This window comes from Herbidospora sp. NBRC 101105 (assembly GCF_030269205.1).
GTDB lineage: Bacteria > Actinomycetota > Actinomycetes > Streptosporangiales > Streptosporangiaceae > Herbidospora > Herbidospora solisilvae.
Genome location: NZ_BSSX01000002.1, coordinates 217,754 through 236,726 on the forward strand (window position 1 = coordinate 217,754; position 18,973 = coordinate 236,726).

The 18,973-nt window shown below is 76.0% G+C and carries 3 protein-coding genes; all 3 read left to right on the forward strand.

All coding sequences use genetic code 11. From position 1 onward, the window contains the following. The first annotated feature begins 10 nt into the window (after positions 1 to 10). Positions 11 to 202, forward strand: coding sequence for a ferredoxin (locus QSK34_RS10065; protein WP_062343000.1), 192 nt, complete (start codon positions 11 to 13; stop codon positions 200 to 202). Between the two features lie 2 nt (positions 203 to 204). Beyond that, positions 205 to 1,065 carry an alpha/beta hydrolase fold domain-containing protein gene (locus QSK34_RS10070; RefSeq protein WP_285582483.1) on the forward strand — a complete coding sequence of 287 codons (861 nt, stop codon included), beginning with the start codon at positions 205 to 207 and terminating at the stop codon, positions 1,063 to 1,065. A 152-nt stretch (positions 1,066 to 1,217) separates the two neighbouring features. Then, entirely contained in the window at positions 1,218 to 18,971 is a 17,754-nt protein-coding gene (locus QSK34_RS10075) for a type I polyketide synthase (RefSeq protein WP_285582484.1), read from the forward strand. The last annotated feature ends 2 nt before the right edge of the window (positions 18,972 to 18,973 follow it).

Sequence of the window (18,973 nt, forward strand, 5' to 3'; positions counted from 1 at the left end):
GGAGTCACACATGCGTATCAGCGCCGACCAAGGACGCTGCCTGGGCGCGGGACAGTGCGTGCTGTCCGCGCCCGACCGCTTCGACCAGTCCGAGCTCGGGCTGGTCGAAGTGCTCGATCCGGAGGTGCCGGAAGGGGACGAGCAGCGCTTCCGGGACATCCTCGACCTCTGCCCGTCACAGGCCCTGTCACTGGAGGCGTGACCATGCCGATCAGCGGAACCCTCACCGACGCCGTCGCCGACCGCGCCGGAACCCGTCCACAACCGCTGGCCGCGCTGCCGCGGTTCGACTCCGTGGACGTGACCGAGCCCGCCGCGCCGGTGCACGTGCGGGTCTACCGCCCGCGCGGCGTGGCCGGGCCGCTGCCCGCGACGTTGTGGCTGCACGGCGGCGGGTTCGTCCTCGGGAACGTCGACCACGTGCACCAGGCGGCGGCGCAGGCGGCGGCCTACGCCTCCGCGGTCGTGGTGGCGGTCGGCTACCGGCTCGCGCCGGAGCACCCCTACCCGGCCGGGCTGGAGGACTCCTACGCGGCGCTCGAATGGCTCGCGGCCGAGGCCGGCGCTCTGGGGGTGGACGCCGGACGGCTCGGCGTGGCCGGGGCGAGCTCCGGCGCGGCGCTGGCGACGGGGGTGGCGCTGCTGGCCCGCGACCGGGGCGGGCCGCCGCTGGTGTTCCAGCACCTGGCGACCCCGGCCCTCGACGACCGGCTCGACACCTCGTCCATGCTCACCCTGACCGACGCGCCGATCTGGAACCGGGGGCTGGCGCTGGAGAGCTGGCGTCTCTACCTGGGGGGTGCGGCGGCGTCGGGGTATTCCGCGCCCGCTCGGGCGACGGACCTGTCGGGGCTGCCCCCCGCCTACATCTCCACGGCGGGCCTGGACCCGCTGCGTGACGAAGGCATCCTCTACGGGCTGCGGCTGGCGCAGGCCGGGGTGCCGGTCGAGCTGCACAACTACCCGGGCTTCTACCACGCCTTCGGCGGGCCCGACCTTCCGTCGGAGCAACAGCGAATCGCCGTCGAGCACCTGGCGGCGCTCAAGCGCGGGTTGTGGCCGTGACGGTGCGGCCCGTGCGCGACCGGTCGGCGCCGGTCACCGGCCCGGCCGGGGACGGCGGGCGGGGCCGGCCAGGCGGGAGCCGTAACGGAAGGACTGTGGGCCTTTAGATCGCCTCAAGGCCTTCCTTAGCGGTTCCGGCCAAGCTGCGTTGTATGTCCGACTCCCCCACCAGCACCCCCATCGCCGTCATCGGCCTGGCCTGCCGGCTGCCGGGCGCGGCGGACCCCGACTCCTTCTGGCGGCTGCTGACCGAAGGGCGCGACGCGGTCGGCGCCGCCCCCGCCGGGCGCGGCCTGGGCGAGGCGCCCGGGGCCTACCTCGACGAGGTCGACCGCTTCGACGCCGCCTTCTTCGGCATCTCGCCGAAGGAGGCGGCGGCGATGGACCCGCAGCAGCGGCTCCTGCTCGAACTGGGCTGGGAGGCCATAGAGGAGGCCGGCATCGTGCCCGCCTCCCTGGCGGGCAGCCGGACCGCCGTCTTCGCCGCCGCCCTCTGGGACGACTACGCCACCCTCCACCACCTGCGCGGCGCCCGGCCCGGCCGGCACGCGATGACCGGCCTGAACCGGGGCGTGCTCGCCAACCGGCTCTCCTACGTGCTCGGCCTGACCGGGCCCAGCCTGACCGTCGACGCGGCGCAGTCGTCGTCGCTGGTGGCGGTGCACCTGGCGAGCGAGAGCCTGCGCCGGGGCGAGTCGGATCTGGCCCTGGTCGGCGGGGTGAACCTGATCCTGTCCCCCGACAGCGGGGCACGCAGCGCCGGGTTCGGCGCCCTGTCCCCCGACGGCCGCTGCTTCACCTTCGACGCCCGCGCCAACGGCTACGTGCGCGGCGAGGGCGGGGTGGCCGTCCTGCTCAAGCCGCTCGACCGTGCGCTGGCCGACGGCGACCGCGTGCACGCGGTGCTGCTCGGCGGCGCGGTCAACAACGACGGCGCCTCGGCCGGGCTGACCGTGCCCGACCGGGCCGCCCAGGAGGCGGTGATCCGCGCCGCGCACGCCCGCGCCGGGACCACGCCGGACGACGTCGGCTACGTAGAGCTGCACGGCACCGGCACGCCCGTGGGCGACCCGGTCGAGGCGGCGGCGCTGGGGGCCGCCCTCGGCTCGGCCCGCCCGCTGCTGGTCGGGTCGGTGAAGACGAACGTGGGACACCTGGAGGGCGCGGCCGGGCTGACCGGGCTGCTCAAGACGGTGCTGGCCGTCCGGCACCGGCGGGTGCCCGCGAGCCTGAACTTCCGCGACCCGAACCCCGCCATCGCCCTCGACGACCTGGGGTTGCGGGTGGCGACCGAGCCGGTGGCGTGGCCGGTGGAGGGGCGCGCGGTGGCGGGGGTGAGCTCGTTCGGCATGGGCGGCACCAACGCCCACGTCGTGGTGGCCGGGCCGCCGTCACGAACGCCCGCCCTGCCGGAGAACGACGCGCCGTCGTCTTCGACCGCTGCCGCTCTCAAGAGCCTGACGCCGGTTCCGGATGCTCCCGCAGGCGAGCCGGTGCTGCCCTTCGTCGTTTCGGGGCGGGACGCGGCGGCGCTACGGTCGCAGGCCGGGCGGCTGGCCGGCCAGGCGCGTGGCCGGGCGGCCGACGTGGCGTACTCGCTGGCGGTGACGCGGACCCGGTTCGCGAGCCGGGCCGTGGTGCTGGCCGAGGACCTCGACGGGTTCGCCGACGGGCTGCGGGCGGTGGCGGAGGGGCGCGGCCATCCGTCGGTCGTGCGCGGGGAGGCGGGGCCGTCGCGGACGGCGTTCCTGTTCACCGGGCAGGGCAGCCAGTACGCGGGCATGGGCGCCGAGCTCCACCGGGCCGAGCCGGTGTTCGCCGCCGCCTTCGACGAGGTGGCCGCCGCGTTCGCGCCCCATCTCGATCTGCCGCTGGCCGGGATCGTCGAAAGCGGGCCCCTGGACGAGACCCGCTACACCCAGCCCGCGCTGTTCGCCCTGGAGACGGCGCTGTTCCGGCTGCTGGAGCACCGTGGGGTGCGGGCCGACGTCGTCACCGGCCACTCGATCGGCGAGGTGACGGCCGCGCACGTCGCCGGGGTGTTGTCCCTGGCCGACGCGGCGGCGCTGGTCGCGGCGCGGGCCCGGCTCATGTGGTCGGCGCCCTCGGGCGGGGCGATGGCGGCGGTCGAGGCGACCGAGGAGGAGATCACGCCGCACCTCGGCGACGGGGTGGACCTCGGCGCGGTCAACGGGCCGAGCGCGGTGGTGGTGTCGGGTGACGCCGACGCGGTCGCGCGGGTGGCCGGGCTGTTCGCCGCGCGGGGACGGCGGACCCGTGCCCTGACGGTGAGCCACGCCTTCCACTCGGCGCACATGGATCCCGTGCTGGAGGAGTTCCACGCCGTCGCCGCCACCCTGACCTACCGGCCGCCGGTCATCCCGGTCGTGAGCAACGTGACCGGGCGGGTGGCGACGGCGGAGGAGCTGACCGATCCGGCCTACTGGACCCGGCACATCCGGCAGGCCGTGCGGTTCCACGACGCCGTGACGACCCTGCGCGGCGACGGCGTGACCACGTTCCTCGAACTCGGCCCCGACGCGGTGTTGTCGGCCCTGGTGCCGGGGGGTCACGCCGTGCTGCGGCGCGGACGTCCGGAGCGGGCCACCCTCCTGCGTGCCCTGGCGGCGGCGCACGTGCGCGGGGTCGACGTCGACCTGAGCGGGTTCGCGGCCGGGCGGGCGGTGCCGCTGCCGACCTACGCCTTCCAGCGGGAACGCCACTGGTTCGAGGAGACGACCTCCTCCGCGCCCGAAGCCTCCGTTTCGCGGACCGCGATCGACAGAGGCGACCTGCTCGATCTCGTCCGCACCCAGACCGCGATCGTGCTGGGGCATGTCACGGGGGACGCGGTCGACGGGGACCGTACCTTCAAGGATCTGGGCTTCGACTCGATGGCCGCCGTCGAACTCCGCGAGCGGCTCGCCGAGGCGACCGGGCTGGACCTGCCGGCGGGGCTGGTCTACAACCACCCGACGCCGCACGCGGTCGTCGCCTCGTTGCGGGCGGAACTGGCCGGAGACGCCGGCCACGTCGTCACGGCGCGGGCGGCGCGCGCCGACGATCCCGTCGTCATCGTCGGCATGGCCTGCCGCTATCCGGGCGGCGCTGGATCACCCGAGGAGTTGTGGCGGCTGGTCGCCAGCGGCGTCGACGCCGTCGGGCCGTTCCCCGCCGACCGGGGCTGGGACCTGGAGGCGTTGTACGACCCCGACCCGGCCACCCCCGGCACCAGCTACACCAGACAGGGCGGCTTCCTCTACGACGCCGCCGACTTCGACGCGGACTTCTTCGGCATCAGCCCCCGCGAGGCGGCGGCCGTCGACCCGCAGCAACGGCTGCTGCTGGAGACGGCGTGGGAGGCCTTCGAGCGGGCCGGCATCGACCCGGCTTCCCTGCGCGGCTCCAAGACCGCCGTGTTCGTCGGCGGCACGTCCCAGGACTACGGCCCCCGCCTGCACGAACCCGCCGAGGGCTTCGACGGCTACCTGCTCACCGGCAGCACGGTCAGCATCGCGTCGGGGCGGGTGGCGTACACGTTCGGGCTGGAGGGCCCGGCCGTCACCGTCGACACGGCCTGCTCCTCCTCGCTGGTGGCGCTGCACCTGGCCGTCCAGGCGTTACGGCAGGGTGAGTGCGACCTGGCCCTGGCGGGCGGGGTGACGGTGATGGCGACACCCGGCATGTTCCTGGAGTTCAGCCGCCAGCGGGGACTGTCGGCCGACGGCCGCTGCAAGGCCTTCGCGGCGGCGGCCGACGGCACCGGCTGGTCGGAGGGCGCGGGCCTGCTGCTCGTCGAACGGCTCTCCGACGCCCGCCGCAACGGGCACCCCGTACTCGCGGTCGTTCGTGGGACGGCCGTCAACCAGGACGGCGCTTCCAACGGCCTGACCGCCCCCAACGGCCCGGCCCAGGAGAGGGTCATCCGCCAGGCGCTCGCCGACGCCGGGCTGGCCCCCTCCGACGTGGACGCCGTCGAGGCCCACGGAACGGGCACCCGGCTCGGCGACCCCATCGAGGCCGAGGCGCTGATCGCCACCTACGGGCAGGACCGTGAACGACCGGCCTGGCTGGGCTCCCTGAAGTCGAACATCGGCCACACCCAGGCGGCGGCCGGGGTCGGCGGCGTCATCAAGATGGTCCAGGCGATGCGGCACGGCCTCCTGCCCAAGACGCTGCACGTGGACGCCCCCACCCCGCACGTGCGCTGGAACGACGGCCTCAGGCTCCTCACCGAGCCCGTCGCCTGGCCCCATGACGACGACCGGCCGCGCCGGGCCGCCGTCTCGTCGTTCGGCATCAGCGGCACCAACGCGCACGTGGTCCTGGAGGAACCCGAACCGGCGGCCGCGCCGCCGGCCACGCCCGGCCTGGTGCCGGTGCTCCTGTCGGGGCACACCCCCGAGGCCCTCCGGGCGCAGGCCCGCCGTCTGCGGGACCACTTCACCACCAACGATCTCCAGGCCACCGGTCGCGCCGCGCTCACCCATCGGGCCGCCGTCGTCACCGGCGACCGGGACGAACTGCTGGCCGCGCTCACGGCCCTGGCCGACGACGGACAACACCCGGCGCTGGTGCGTGGCGTGGCCGGGCGGCGTCCGCGCACCGCCTTCCTGTTCACCGGGCAGGGCAGCCAGCGCCCCGGCATGGGCCGCGAGCTCTACCAGGCCGAACCCGTCTTCGCCGCCGCCCTCGACGACGTCCTCGCCCACCTCGAACCCGGACTGAAAGAGATCATCTTCGGCGAAGGCACACAGCTCGACCAGACCCGCCACACCCAGCCCGCCCTCTTCGCCCTCCAAACCGCCCTCTACCGGCTCCTGGAACACCACGGCCTGCGCCCCGACGCGGTCGCCGGACACTCGGTCGGCTCCATCGCCGCCGCCCACGTCGCCGGGGTGCTGGACCTGCCCAACGCCGCCAAACTCGTCACCGCCCGCGCCCGCCTCATGCAGCAACTACCGGCAGGCGGAGCCATGGCGGCACTGTCCCTCGGTGAAACCGCCGCGCTGGAACTCTTGGCCGGTTTGACCGACCAGGCATCCCTGGCGGCGATCAACGGTCCGCAGGCCACCGTTGTCTCCGGCACCGAGGAGGCGATCCAGCAGGTCATCGAACGCGCCCACGGCGCGAAGGTCAAACGCCTGACCGTCAGCCACGCCTTCCACTCACCCCTGATGGAACCCATGCTCGACGAGTTCCGCCAGGTCCTCGACACCCTGGAGTTCAGCGAACCGACGATCCCCATCGTCTCCGACCGCACCGGACACCTCGGCGGACTCGACGACCCCGACCACTGGGTCCGGCACGTCCGCGAACCCATCCGCTTCACCGACGCCGTCACCACCCTCACCGGCACCGGCGTCCACACGTTCGTGGAGATCGGCCCCGACGCCGTCCTCACCGCCCTGCTGCCCGACCACGACGCCCACCCCACCCTCCGCCGCGACCACCCCGAACCGCACGCCATCGCCCGGACCCTCGCCGCCCTCCACACCACTGGCCACCCCGTCGACTGGCACCTCCCGGCCACCGCGCCCGCCGACCTGCCCACCTACCCCTTCCAGCGCGAGCGCTACTGGCTGACGAGCAGGCCGCAGGCCGGGCCGGAGCTGCTGGGCCTGTCGCCCACCGGCCACCCGTTCCTGGGCGCGTCGGTCGTGCGCGCCGACGACGACGGGCTGCTGCTCACCGGGCGCGTCTCCCTGGAGACCCACCCGTGGCTGGCGGGTCACCGGATCGCCGGTTCGGTCCTGCTGCCCGGCACGGCGCTCGTGGAGCTCGCCCTGACGGCGGGCGACCGCGCCGGCGTCCCCCGGGTCGAGGAACTGACCATCGAGAGCCCGCTGGTGCTGCCGGAGAAGGGCGGGGTGGCGCTGCAACTCTCCGTCGGCCCGGCAGGCCCCGGCGGCGGCCGCCCGCTGAGCGTGCACGCCCGCCCCGACCGTTCGGACGAACCCTGGCGCCGCCACGCGACCGGCGTGCTCGCACCCGCCGAGGACGACGCCGCGCCGGCGGCCGGGGTGTGGCCGCCTGCGGGCGCGGAGCAGATCGACCCCGACGTGCTCTACGCCGACCTCGCCGACGCCGGTTACGCCTACGGCCCGGACTTCCAGGGTGTGCGGGCGGCCTGGCGGCAGGACGGCCGCCTCCACGCGGAACTGGACCTCCCCGGCGAACCGGGCGCGTTCGGGCTGCACCCCGCCCTGCTCGACGCCGCGCTGCACCCGCTCGTGCACGGGGAACTCGCGGACGGGCTGCCCGTCCCGTTCGCGTGGACCGGCGTGCGGCTCTCGGCCACGGGGGCCACGACGTTGCGGGTCACCTGGTCGCCCGCGCCCGGCGGTCACCGGCTGCACGCCACCGACGACACCGGCGCCCCCGTCCTCACGGCTGAGACCGTGGCCCTCCGCCCGCTCCCGGCCGCCCGTCCCGCGTTCACCGACCTGCACCGCCTCACCTGGACCCCGGTCCCGGCCACCCCCACGGGCGAGGGCGACGCCGTCCCGGTCAGGGTTCCGGCCGGGCGCGGCGCCGCCACGTTCGTGCTGCGGGCCGTCCGGGAGGCGGCGGAGGCGCGGTTGCTGTTCCTCACGGACGGGGCCGTGGCCGCCGCCGACGGCGACCGGGTCGACGACCCGTGGCAGGCCGCCGCGTGGGGCCTGATCCGGGCGGCGCAGAGCGAGCGGCCGGGCCGGTTCGCCGTCGCCGACGTCCCGCCCGGCGTCCCGGCCGACGCCCTCGTGCCGCTGTCGGCGGAGGAGCCGCAACTCGCCGTCCGGGACGGGGTGATCCTGGTCCCCCGGCTCGCTCGCGCCGAGCCCACCGGCACGGCCACGGTCTTCGACGACCGGGCCGTGCTGGTGACCGGCGGCACGGGCGGGCTGGCGCGGCCCGTCGTCCGGCATCTGGTGGAGCGGCACGGGGTGCGGCGGCTGGTGCTGCTCAGCCGGCGCGGGCCGGACGCCGACGGGGCCGCCGAGTTCGCCGACGAGCTGGCCGGGCTGGGCGCGCACGCCGAGTTCGTCGCCGTGGACGTCGCCGACCGGGAGGCGCTGGCGACCGTGCTGGCCACCGTGTCGGCCACCGTGGAGATCGGCGCGGTGGTGCACCTGGCGGGTGTGCTCGACGACGGCACGATCGAGTCGCTGACCGGAGAACGGCTCGACGCGGTCCTGCGGCCGAAGGCGGACGCCGCCGCGCACCTGCACGAACTGACCCGCGACCTGCCGCTCGCCGCGTTCGTCCTGTTCTCGTCGGTCACCGGCGTCGTCGGCACGGCCGGTCAGGCCAACTACGCCGCCGCCAACGCCTACCTCGACGCGCTCGCCCTGCACCGCCGCGCGGCCGGGCTGCCCGCGCTGTCGCTGGCCTGGGGCCTGTGGGAGGGCGGCATGGGCGGCGGGCTCGACACGGCGGCGCGGTCGCGCTGGTCGCGGTCGGGGTTGTCGCCGCTGACGGAGGCGCGCGGGCTGGAGCTGCTCGACGCCGCGCTCGCGGCCGGGGGCGACGCGGTGCTCGTGCCGGCGAGGGTGGACACCCCGGCGCTGCGGCGGCGCGCCGCCGAAGGGCCGCTGCCCGCGCCGTTGCGCGGGCTCGTCCCGCCGGTCCGGCGCACGAAGGCGGGGTCGTGGCCGGAGCGGGTCGCCGCCCTCCCGGCGCACGAGCGGCCCCGGGCCGTCGCCGAGACGGTGCTGACGGCCGTCGCCGAGGTGCTGGGCCACTCCGGCTCGTCGGGCATCGACCCCGCCCGCGCGTTCCGGGACCTGGGCTTCGACTCGCTCACCGGGGTCGAGCTGCGCAACCGGCTCGGCGCGGTGACCGGGCTGCGGCTGCCCGCCACGGTCACCTTCGACCACCCGTCGGCGGACGCGCTCACCACCTATCTGACCGGCCTGCTCACCGGTCCGGCGACCCGCGAGAAGGCGACGGTGACGGCGGCGGTCCGGGACGACGACCCGGTGGTCATCGTCGGCATGGCCTGCCGCTACCCGGGCGGGGTGGCCTCACCCGAGGACCTGTGGCGGCTGGTCGCCGACGGCGTCGACGCCGTCGGCCCCTTCCCCGCCGACCGGGGCTGGGACCTGGAGTCGCTGTACGACCCGGACCCCGACCGGGTCGGCACGTCGTACACCAGGCAGGGCGGATTCCTGTACGACGCCGCCGACTTCGACCCCGCCTTCTTCGGCATCAGCCCCCGGGAGGCCGCGGCCATCGACCCGCAACAACGGCTGCTGCTGGAGACGGCCTGGGAGACCTTCGAACGGGCCGGCATCGCGCCCGACTCGGTGCGCGGCTCCCGCACCGCCGTGTTCGCCGGGGTCATGTACAACGACTACGCGGCCCGGCTGACGCGGGCGCCGAAGGACCTGGAGGGCTACCTCCTGACGGGCAACACCGGGAGCGTGTTGTCGGGGCGGCTGGCGTACACGTTCGGGCTGGAGGGCCCGGCCGTCACCGTCGACACGGCCTGCTCCTCCTCGCTGGTGGCGCTGCACCTGGCCGTCGAGGCGCTGCGCCGGGGCGAGTGCGACCTGGCCCTGGCGGGCGGCGTGACGGTGATGGCGGGGCCGGGCACGTTCGTGGAGTTCAGCCGCCAGCGCGGACTGTCGGCCGACGGCCGCTGCAAAGCCTTCGCGGCGGCGGCCGACGGCACCGGCTGGTCGGAGGGCGCGGGCCTGCTCCTGGTGGAACGCCTGTCCGACGCCCGCCGCAACGGCCATCCCGTGCTCGCGGTCGTGAGAGGCACCGCGGTCAACCAGGACGGCGCCTCCAACGGCCTGACCGCCCCCAACGGCCCGGCCCAGGAGAGGGTCATCCGGCAGGCGCTCGCCAACGCCGGCCTCACCCCCACCGACGTGGACGCCGTCGAGGCCCACGGCACCGGCACCCGCCTCGGCGACCCCATCGAGGCCCAGGCCCTCCTCGCCACCTACGGGCAGGACCGCGAACAGCCCGTCTGGCTGGGGTCGCTGAAGTCGAACATCGGCCACACCCAGGCGGCGGCCGGGGTCGGCGGCATCATCAAGGTCGTCCACGCCATGCGGCACGGCGTGCTCCCCAGGACCCTGCACGTCGACGAGCCGAGTCCGCACGTCGACTGGGACAGCGGCGCGGTCCGCCTCCTCACCGAGGCCCGGCCGTGGGAACGCCCGGACGACCGGCCCCGCCGCGCGGCGGTGTCGTCGTTCGGCATCAGCGGCACCAACGCCCACGTCATCCTGGAAGAACCCGAGCCCGCGCCCGCCCCCGCCGCGACGGAGACCGGGCCGGTGCCGGTGCTCCTGTCGGCGCACACCCCCGACGCCCTGCGGGCGCGGGCCGCGCACCTGCGCGACCGTCTCGCCGCCCGCCCGGAAGTCGGCCTGCGGGCCGTCGCACGCACGCTCGCCACCGGGCGCGCGCACCTCGCGCACCGGGCCGCCGTCGTCGCGGCCGACCGTGCCGGGCTGCTCGCCGCGCTCGGCGCACTGGCCGAAGGCGGGGACCACCCGTCGGCCACGCGGGCCGAGGCGGTCGCCCAGCCGCGCACCGCGTTCCTGTTCACCGGGCAGGGCAGCCAGCGCCCCGGCATGGGCCGCGAGCTCTACCACGCCGAACCCGTCTTCGCCGCCGCCCTCGACGACGTCCTCGCCCACCTCGAACCCGGACTGAAGGAGATCGTCTTCGGCGAGACCTCCGGGCTCGACGAGACCCGCCACACCCAGCCCGCGCTCTTCGCCCTGGAGACCGCCCTCTTCCGGTTCCTCGACCACGTCGGCGTCCGGCCCGACCTGCTCGCCGGTCACTCCATCGGCGAGGTCACCGCCGCCCACGTCGCCGGGGTCCTGGACCTGCCCGACGCCGCCGCGCTGGTCACCGCCCGCGCCCGGCTCATGCACGCCGCCCCGGCGGGCGGGGCGATGATCGCCGTCGAGGCGGCCGAGGAGGAGATCCGGCCCCACCTCACGGAGGGCGTCGACCTGGCCGCCGTCAACGGCGCGGACGCGGTCGTCATCGCGGGCGACCCCGCCGAGGCCCAGGCGGTCGCCGCGCGGTTCGCCGAGCGGGGCCGCCGGGTCCGGCCGCTGAAGGTCAGCCACGCCTTCCACTCGCCACACATGGACTCCGTCCTGGACGAGTTCCACGCCGTGGCGGCCACCCTCGTCTACCGCGCCCCGGTCGTCCCGATCGTGAGCACGGTCAACGGCCGGATCGCCACGGCCGAGGAGCTGGCCGACCCGGCGTACTGGGCCGGGCAGATCCGCCGCACGGTCCGGTTCCACGACGCGGTCGCCGTGCTGCGGGAGCACGGCGTCGGCACGATCCTCGAACTGGGGCCCGACGCCGTGTTGAGCGCCCTCGTCGGAGACGGCGTCCCGCTGCTCCGCCGCGACCACGCCGAACCTCTCACCGTCTCGGCGGCGATCGGGGCGGCGTACACGAAGGGGACCCCCCTCGACCTCTCGCGGCTCATCGGCGCCGACGACTCCCCACCCGCCGACCTGCCCACCTACCCCTTCCAGCGGGCGCGGTACTGGCTCGACGCCACGCCGAAGGAGAGCCTGTTCGATCAGGTCACCGAGCTGGCCGACGGCGGCGTGCTCGTCGCGGGGCACCTGACGGAGGGCGCGCACCCGTGGCTGGCCGACCACCGGATCGCGGGCGGCGTCCCGCTCCCGGGCGCGTTCCTCGCCGACGCGGTGCTCCAGGCGGGCGCCCACGCGGGGGTTCCGGTCGTGGACGAACTGACCCTCGAAGCGCCGCTGCCGCTCCCGGCCCGGTTCCAGGTGCTGGTGGAACCGGCGGGCGACGACGGGCGGCGGGCGTTCGCCGTGCACGCCAGGAACGGCGACGAGCCGTGGACCCGGCACGCTTCCGGCCACCTCACCACCACCGCCCCTGCCCCGGCCCCGGCCGCAGCGCCCGAGGCCTGGCCGCCTCCGGGGGCCGAGCCGGTGGACGTCGACGCCTGGTACACCGCCCTCGCCGACGTCGGCTACGAGTACGGGCCGGCGTTCCGGAACGTCCGGGCGGCCTGGCGGTCGGGAGACACGATCTTCACCGAGGTGGCGTTCTCGCTGCCGCCCGACGGCCGGTTCGCGCTGCATCCCGCGCTGCTGGACGCGGCGCTGCACCCGCTGCCCGTCACCGGCGACGGCACCGGGCTGCGGTTGCCGTTCTCCTGGTCGGGGCTGCGGCTGCACGCCACGGGCGCGTCGGCGCTGCGGGTCCGGATCGACCCGGCCGGCCGCGACGGCGCGGCGCTGACCCTCTGGGACGACGCCGGCCGTCCGGTCGCCTCGATCGCGTCGGTGACCCTGCGCGCCGGCGCCCGGACGGCGCCCGCCTACGAGCTGACCTGGCGGCCCGTCCCGCTCCCGGCGACGCCCGCCGACGACACCGACCTCGTGCACGTGCCGCCCGGGCCGGCGGGCGAGGCGGCCGAACGGGCGCTCGCGCTGGTCCAGGCCCGGTTGTCCGGCGACACGCCCCGGCTGGCCTTTGTGACCACGCGGTCGGTCGCCACCAAGGCCGGCGAGCCGGTGGAGCGGCCGGGCCAGGCGGCGGTCTGGGGGCTGGTGCGCAGCGCCCAGAGCGAGCACCCGGGCAGGTTCGTGCTGGTCGACACCGACGGCACGGCCGCCTCCGACCGGGCGCTGCCCGCCGCGCTGGCCCTGGACGAACCCCAGTTCGCCCTCCGCGAGGGACACGTCGTGGTGCCGCGCCTGACCCGGGTGGGGGTGGGCGCGGGCCCGAGCCTGCTGCGGCCGGACGGGACCGTGCTGATCACCGGCGCGACCGGGTCGCTGGGCGGGCTCGTGGCCGAACACCTCGTCGTCCACCACGGGGTGCGGAACCTGCTGCTCGTCAGCAGGCGCGGGCCCGACGCCCCCGGCGCGGGCGACCTCCTCGACCGGCTGACCGCGCTCGGCGGCGTGCCCGAGCTGGTCGCCTGCGACCTCGCCGACGCCGACGCGCTGGCCCGCCTGCTCGCCGACCGGCCGGTCACCGCCGTCGTCCACACGGCGGCCGTGCTCGACGACACCACGGTCGCCGACCTGACGCCGGAGCGGCTGCGCGCCGTCCTGGCCGCCAAGGCCGACGGGGCCGGCAATCTGAGCCGCCTCACCGGCGACCTCGACGCGTTCGTGTTGTTCTCCTCGATCACCGGCACCGTCGGCACCGCCGGTCAGGCCAACTACGCCGCCGCCAACGCCTACCTCGACGCGCTGGCCGCCCACCGCCACGCGCTGGGCCGGCCCGCCACCTCGCTCGCCTGGGGTCTGTGGGAGCAGGACGACGGCATGGCCGCCCGCCTGTCGGCGGCCGACCTGGCGCGGCTGGCCAGGACCGGCATCGCGCCGCTCTCCCGCGACGACGCGCTGACTCTGTTCGACGCGGCCCTGCGGACCGGGTGGGCCGACCGTCCCGTGCTGGTGACGGCGCGGCTGGACACCAAGGCGCTGGCCGCGCCGGGTGCGGTCGTGCCGCCGCCGTTGCGGTCGCTCGTGCCGCGGAAGGACCCGGCCCCCGCGCCGCAACGCGCCGCGACGGACCTGCTGGAGCTGGTCAGGGAGACGGCGGCGACCGTGCTCGGGCACACGTCGGCCGATCCCGTGGCGGCCGGGCGGGCCTTCACCGACCTGGGCTTCGACTCGCTGGCCGCCGTCGACCTGCGCAACCGGCTGAGCGCCGCCCTGGGCGTCGCGCTCCCCACCACTCTGGTCTTCGACCACCCGAGCCCGGCCGCCCTCGCCACGTGGTTGCGGTCGCGGCTCGCGGACGAGACGCCCCGGCCGCAGGCGCCCGCCCCGGTGGCCCGCGCCGACGACGACCCGATCGCGATCGTCGCGATGGCCTGCCGTTACCCGGGCGGGGTGGCCTCGCCCGAGGACCTGTGGCGGCTGGTCGCCGACGGCGTCGACGCCGTCGGCCCCTTCCCCGCCGACCGGGGCTGGGACCTGGAGTCGCTGTACGACCCCGACCCGGCCACCCCCGGCACCAGCTACGCCCGTGACGGCGGCTTCCTGTACGACGCGGCCGGGTTCGACGCCGGGTTCTTCGGCATCAGCCCCCGGGAGGCGGCGGCGATCGACCCCCAGCAGCGGTTGTTGCTGGAGACGGCCTGGGAGACGTTCGAGCGGGCCGGCATCGACCCCGGCACCCTGCGCGGCTCGCGCACGGGGGTGTTCGCCGGGGTCATGTACAGCGACTACGGCGCGCGCCTGCACCAGGCCGACCGGTCGCCCGAGGGCTTCGAGGGCTACCTGGTCAGCGGCAGCGCGGGCAGTGTGGCGTCGGGGCGGGTGGCGTACACGTTCGGGCTGGAGGGCCCGGCCGTCACCGTCGACACGGCCTGCTCCTCCTCCCTGGTGGCGCTGCACCTGGCCGTCCAGGCGCTGCGGCAGGGCGAGTGCGAACTCGCCCTGGCGGGCGGGGTGACGGTGATGGCCAGCCCCGCGACGTTCGTGGAGTTCAGCCGCCAGCGCGGGTTGTCGCCCGACGGCCGCTGCAAGGCCTTCGCGGCTGCCGCCGACGGCACCGGCTGGTCGGAGGGCGCGGGCCTGCTGCTCGTCGAACGCCTCTCCGACGCCCGCCGCAACGGCCATCCCGTGCTCGCGGTCGTGAGAGGCACCGCGGTCAACCAGGACGGCGCCTCCAACGGCCTGACCGCCCCCAACGGACCCTCGCAGGAACGCGTGATCCGCCAGGCGCTCGCCAACGCCGGCCTCGACCCGTCGGACGTGGACGCCGTCGAGGCCCACGGCACCGGCACCCGCCTCGGCGACCCCATCGAGGCCCACGCCCTCCTCGCCACCTACGGGCAGGACCGCGAACGGCCCGCCTGGCTGGGCTCGCTGAAGTCCAACATCGGCCACACCCAGGCGGCGGCCGGCGTCGGCGGCGTCATCAAGATGGTCCAGGCCCTCCAGCACGGGGTGCTGCCCAAGACGCTGCACGTCGACGAGCCGACCCCGCACGTCGACTGGGAGAGCGGGTCGGTCCGCCTCCTCACCGAGCCCACCGCCTGGCCGCACGACGAGAACCGGCCGCGCCGGGCCGCCGTCTCGTCGTTCGGCATCAGCGGCACCAACGCCCACGTGGTGCTGGAGGAACCGGAACCCGTGACCGCACCCGTCGTGACACCAGGCCTGGCGCCGGTGCTCCTGTCGGGCCACACCCCCGAGGCCCTCCAGGCCCAGGCGCGCCGTCTGCGGGACCACTTCGCCCTCAACGATCCGCTGGCCGCCGTCCCCGTGCTGGCGACCGGACGGGCCGCGCTGACCCACCGGGCCGCCGTCGTCACCGGCGACCGGGACGAGCTGCTGGCCGCGCTCACCGCCCTGGCCGACGGGGAGCGGCACCCCGCCCTCGTGCGAGGGGAGGCCGCCGAGCCGAAGACGGCGTTCCTGTTCACCGGGCAGGGCAGCCAGCGCCCCGGCATGGGCCGCCAGCTCTACCACGCCGAACCCGTCTTCGCCGCCGCCCTCGACGACGTCCTCGCCCACCTCGAACCCGGACTGCGCGAGATCATCTTCGGCGAAGACACCCAGCTCGACCAGACCCGCCACACCCAGCCCGCCCTCTTCGCCCTCCAAACCGCCCTCTACCGGCTCCTGGAACACCACGGCCTCCGCCCCGACGCAGTGGCCGGACACTCGGTCGGCTCCATCGCCGCCGCCCACGTCGCCGGGGTGCTGGACCTGCCCAACGCCGCCACACTCGTCACCGCCCGCGCCCGCCTCATGCAGCAACTACCGGCAGGCGGAGCCATGGCGGCACTGTCCCTCGGTGAGGCCGACGCGCTGCAACTCCTCGACGGGCTCACCGACCAGGCATCCCTGGCCGCGATCAACGGCCCCCACGCCACCGTCGTCTCCGGCACCGAGGACGCGATCCAGCAGGTCATCGAACGCGCCCACGGCGCGAAGACCAAACGCCTGACCGTCAGCCACGCCTTCCACTCACCCTTGATGGAACCCATGCTCGACGAGTTCCGCCAGGTCCTCGACACCCTGGAGTTCGCCGAGCCGACGATCCCCATCGTCTCCGACCGCACCGGACACCTCGGCGGGCTCGACGACCCCGACCACTGGGTCAGGCACGTCCGCGAACCCGTCCGGTTCACGGGCGTCATCGACACCCTGCTCACCAACGGCATCCGGTCCTTCCTGGAGATCGGCCCCGACGCGGTCCTGACCTCCCTGCTCCCCGACCACGACGCCCACCCCACCCTCCGCCGCGACCAGCCGGAACCCCAGGCCGTCACCCGCGCCCTCGCCGCCCTCCACACCACCGGCCATCCCGTCGACTGGCGTCTTCCGGCGACCGCGCCCGCCGGCCTGCCCACCTACCCCTTCCAGCGCGAGCGCTACTGGCTCAACCCGCCGCCCACGCGGAAGGGCCACGACGAGACCGGCCACCCGCTGCTCACCTCGGCCGTCGACCTGGCGGGTGACGACGGCGTCGTCCTCACCGGGCGGTTGTCCGCCCGCACCCATCCCTGGCTGGCCGACCACGTCATCGCGGGCACGCCCCTGCTCCCGGCCACGGCGCTGCTCGACCTGGCCCTGCACGCGGGCGGCCACGTCGGCGCCCCCGTCGTGGACGAGCTCACCCTGACCGCCCCGCTGCCGATCCCCGCCGAAGGGGCGGTCGTCGTGCAGGTCGCGGTCGCCGCTCCGGGCGCGGACGGGCGGCGGGCGCTGACCGTGCACTCCCGCGCCGACGCCCCCGGCGCCGAGTGGACGCCGCACGCCTCCGGCCACCTCACCGACGACCTCCCCGAAGAGGCGGGGACCCCGGAGGCCTGGCCGCCCGGCGAGCCCCTCGACCTCGACGACGCCTACGAGCGGCTGGCCGCCCTCGGCTACGCCTACGGCCCGGCCTTCCGGAACCTCCGCGCCGCCTGGCGGCACGGCGACGACCTCCTCGCCGAGGTCACCCTGGACGACGAGGGTTTCGCCCTGCACCCCGCGCTCCTCGACGCCGCCCTGCACCCCCTCGCCCTGGACGGCGACACCGTCCGGCTGCCGTTCGCGTGGACGGGTGTGCGGCGCGGCGTGCCCGCTGTCGGCACCGTCCGGGCGCGGCTGACGCCCAAGGGCGGCGACCGCTTCGTGTTGTCCGTGCGGAACGCCGACGGCGAGGCCGTCCTCGACGGCGAACTGGCCGTCCAGGTGAGCAGGTCCGGCGGGCTGCACCGGGTCGCGTGGACGCCGGCGCCCCGGCGGGCCGCCGCGCCCTACACGCTGCTGCGGTCGGCGGGTGAGGCGCTCGACCACCTCCGCGCCCCCGGGACCGGCGACGTGGTGCTCGACGTACGCGGCACCGGCTACGGGCCGGTCACCTCGGCCGTGCTGGAGGTCGTCCAGGCCTGGCTGGAGCAGGACGCGCCGGGCCGGCTGGCGGTGCTGACCCACCACGCCGTGCGGGTGCTCGACGACGACCCGGTCACCGGCCTGGCGCAGTCGGCCCTCTGGGGGCTGGTCCGCACGGCGCAGACCGAGCATCCCGGCCGGTTCGTCCTCGTCGACACCGACGGCTCGGCCGACCCCGGGGAGGCGCTGGCCCTGGGCGAACCGCAGGTCGCCCTGCGGAACGGCGGGGCCCTGCTGCCCGCGCTGAAGCCGGTCCCGGCCGGCGCGCACACCGGTCGCCTCCGGCCCGAGGGCACCGTCCTGCTGACCGGGGCCACCGGGGCGCTGGGCGCGCTGCTGGCGGAGCATCTCGTCACCCGGTACGGCGTGCGGCACCTGCTGCTCGTCAGCAGGCGCGGCCCGGAGGCCCCCGGCGCGGCCGAGCTGGTGCGGCGGCTCACCGACCTGGGCGCGGCCCCCGTCGTCGCGGCCTGCGACACCGGCGACCCCGTGCGGCTGCGACGGCTGCTCGACGGCATCCCGGCCGACCGGCCGCTGAGCGCGGTCGTGCACGCCGCCGCCGTGCTCGACGACACCACCGTCACCGACCTCACGCCCGAGCGGCTGCACGCCGTGCTGACCGCCAAGGCCGACGCCGCCCACTTCCTCCACCACTTCACCCGGCACCTCGACCTGGACGCGTTCGTGTTGTTCTCCTCGGTCGCCGGCGTCATCGGCAACGCGGGGCAGGCCAACTACGCCGCCGCCAACACCTACCTCGACGCCCTCGCCGGGCACCGGCACGCGCTGGGGCTGCCCGCGACGTCCATCGCCTGGGGGTTGTGGGCCCAGGACACCGGGCTGGGGGGCGGGCTCGGCGCGGCCGAGCTGGCCCGCATCGCCCGCACCGGCGTCGCCCCGCTCGATCCCGCCGACGGGCTCGCCCTGTTCGACGCCGCGCTCTCGGGTGACGTGCCGGCCGTGGTCGCGGCCCGGTTCGACCGGCTGCCCGATCTGCGGCCCGGCCGGCCCCCCAGAAAACGGGACGACGGCGTTCCCCCGCTGGTCCGGACCCTGACCGGCGCGCCGGTCGCCGACCGGCCGGGGCTCGCGCTCAAGCGGGTGCGGGACGTGGTCGCCGACGTGCTGCGGTTGCCGTCGGGGCGGACCGTGCCGTCGGAGCGCGGCCTGCTCGACCTCGGGTTCGACTCGCTGACGGCGGTCGAGCTGCGCAACCGGCTGGCCGTGGAGACCGGGCTGCGGCTGCCCGCCACGCTCCTGTTCGACCATCCGACCCCCACCGCGCTCGCCGCCCACCTGCACGACGAGCTCGCCGTCCGGCTGCCCGGCGGCGCGGGCCCGGCCCTGACGGCGCTGGACGCGCTGGCCGAGTCGGCCGCCGCGCTCGGCGACCGCGACCGGGAGCTCGTCGCGGCCCGGTTGTCGGCGCTGCTCGCGCTGGTGTCCCCCTCCGGCCCGGCGGACGTCGTCCGGGACGCCACCGACGACGAACTCTTCCAGCTCATCGACACGCAACTCGGCTCCGACCACGACGAAAGGTGATG

Excerpts from the sequence above, each read along its gene's own strand:
- QSK34_RS10065 (WP_062343000.1), top strand. The coding sequence starts at position 11 with ATGCGTATCAGCGCCGACCAAGGACGCTGCCTGGGCGCGGGACAGTGC.
- QSK34_RS10070 (WP_285582483.1), top strand. The coding sequence starts at position 205 with ATGCCGATCAGCGGAACCCTCACCGACGCCGTCGCCGACCGCGCCGGA.
- QSK34_RS10075 (WP_285582484.1), top strand. The coding sequence starts at position 1,218 with ATGTCCGACTCCCCCACCAGCACCCCCATCGCCGTCATCGGCCTGGCC.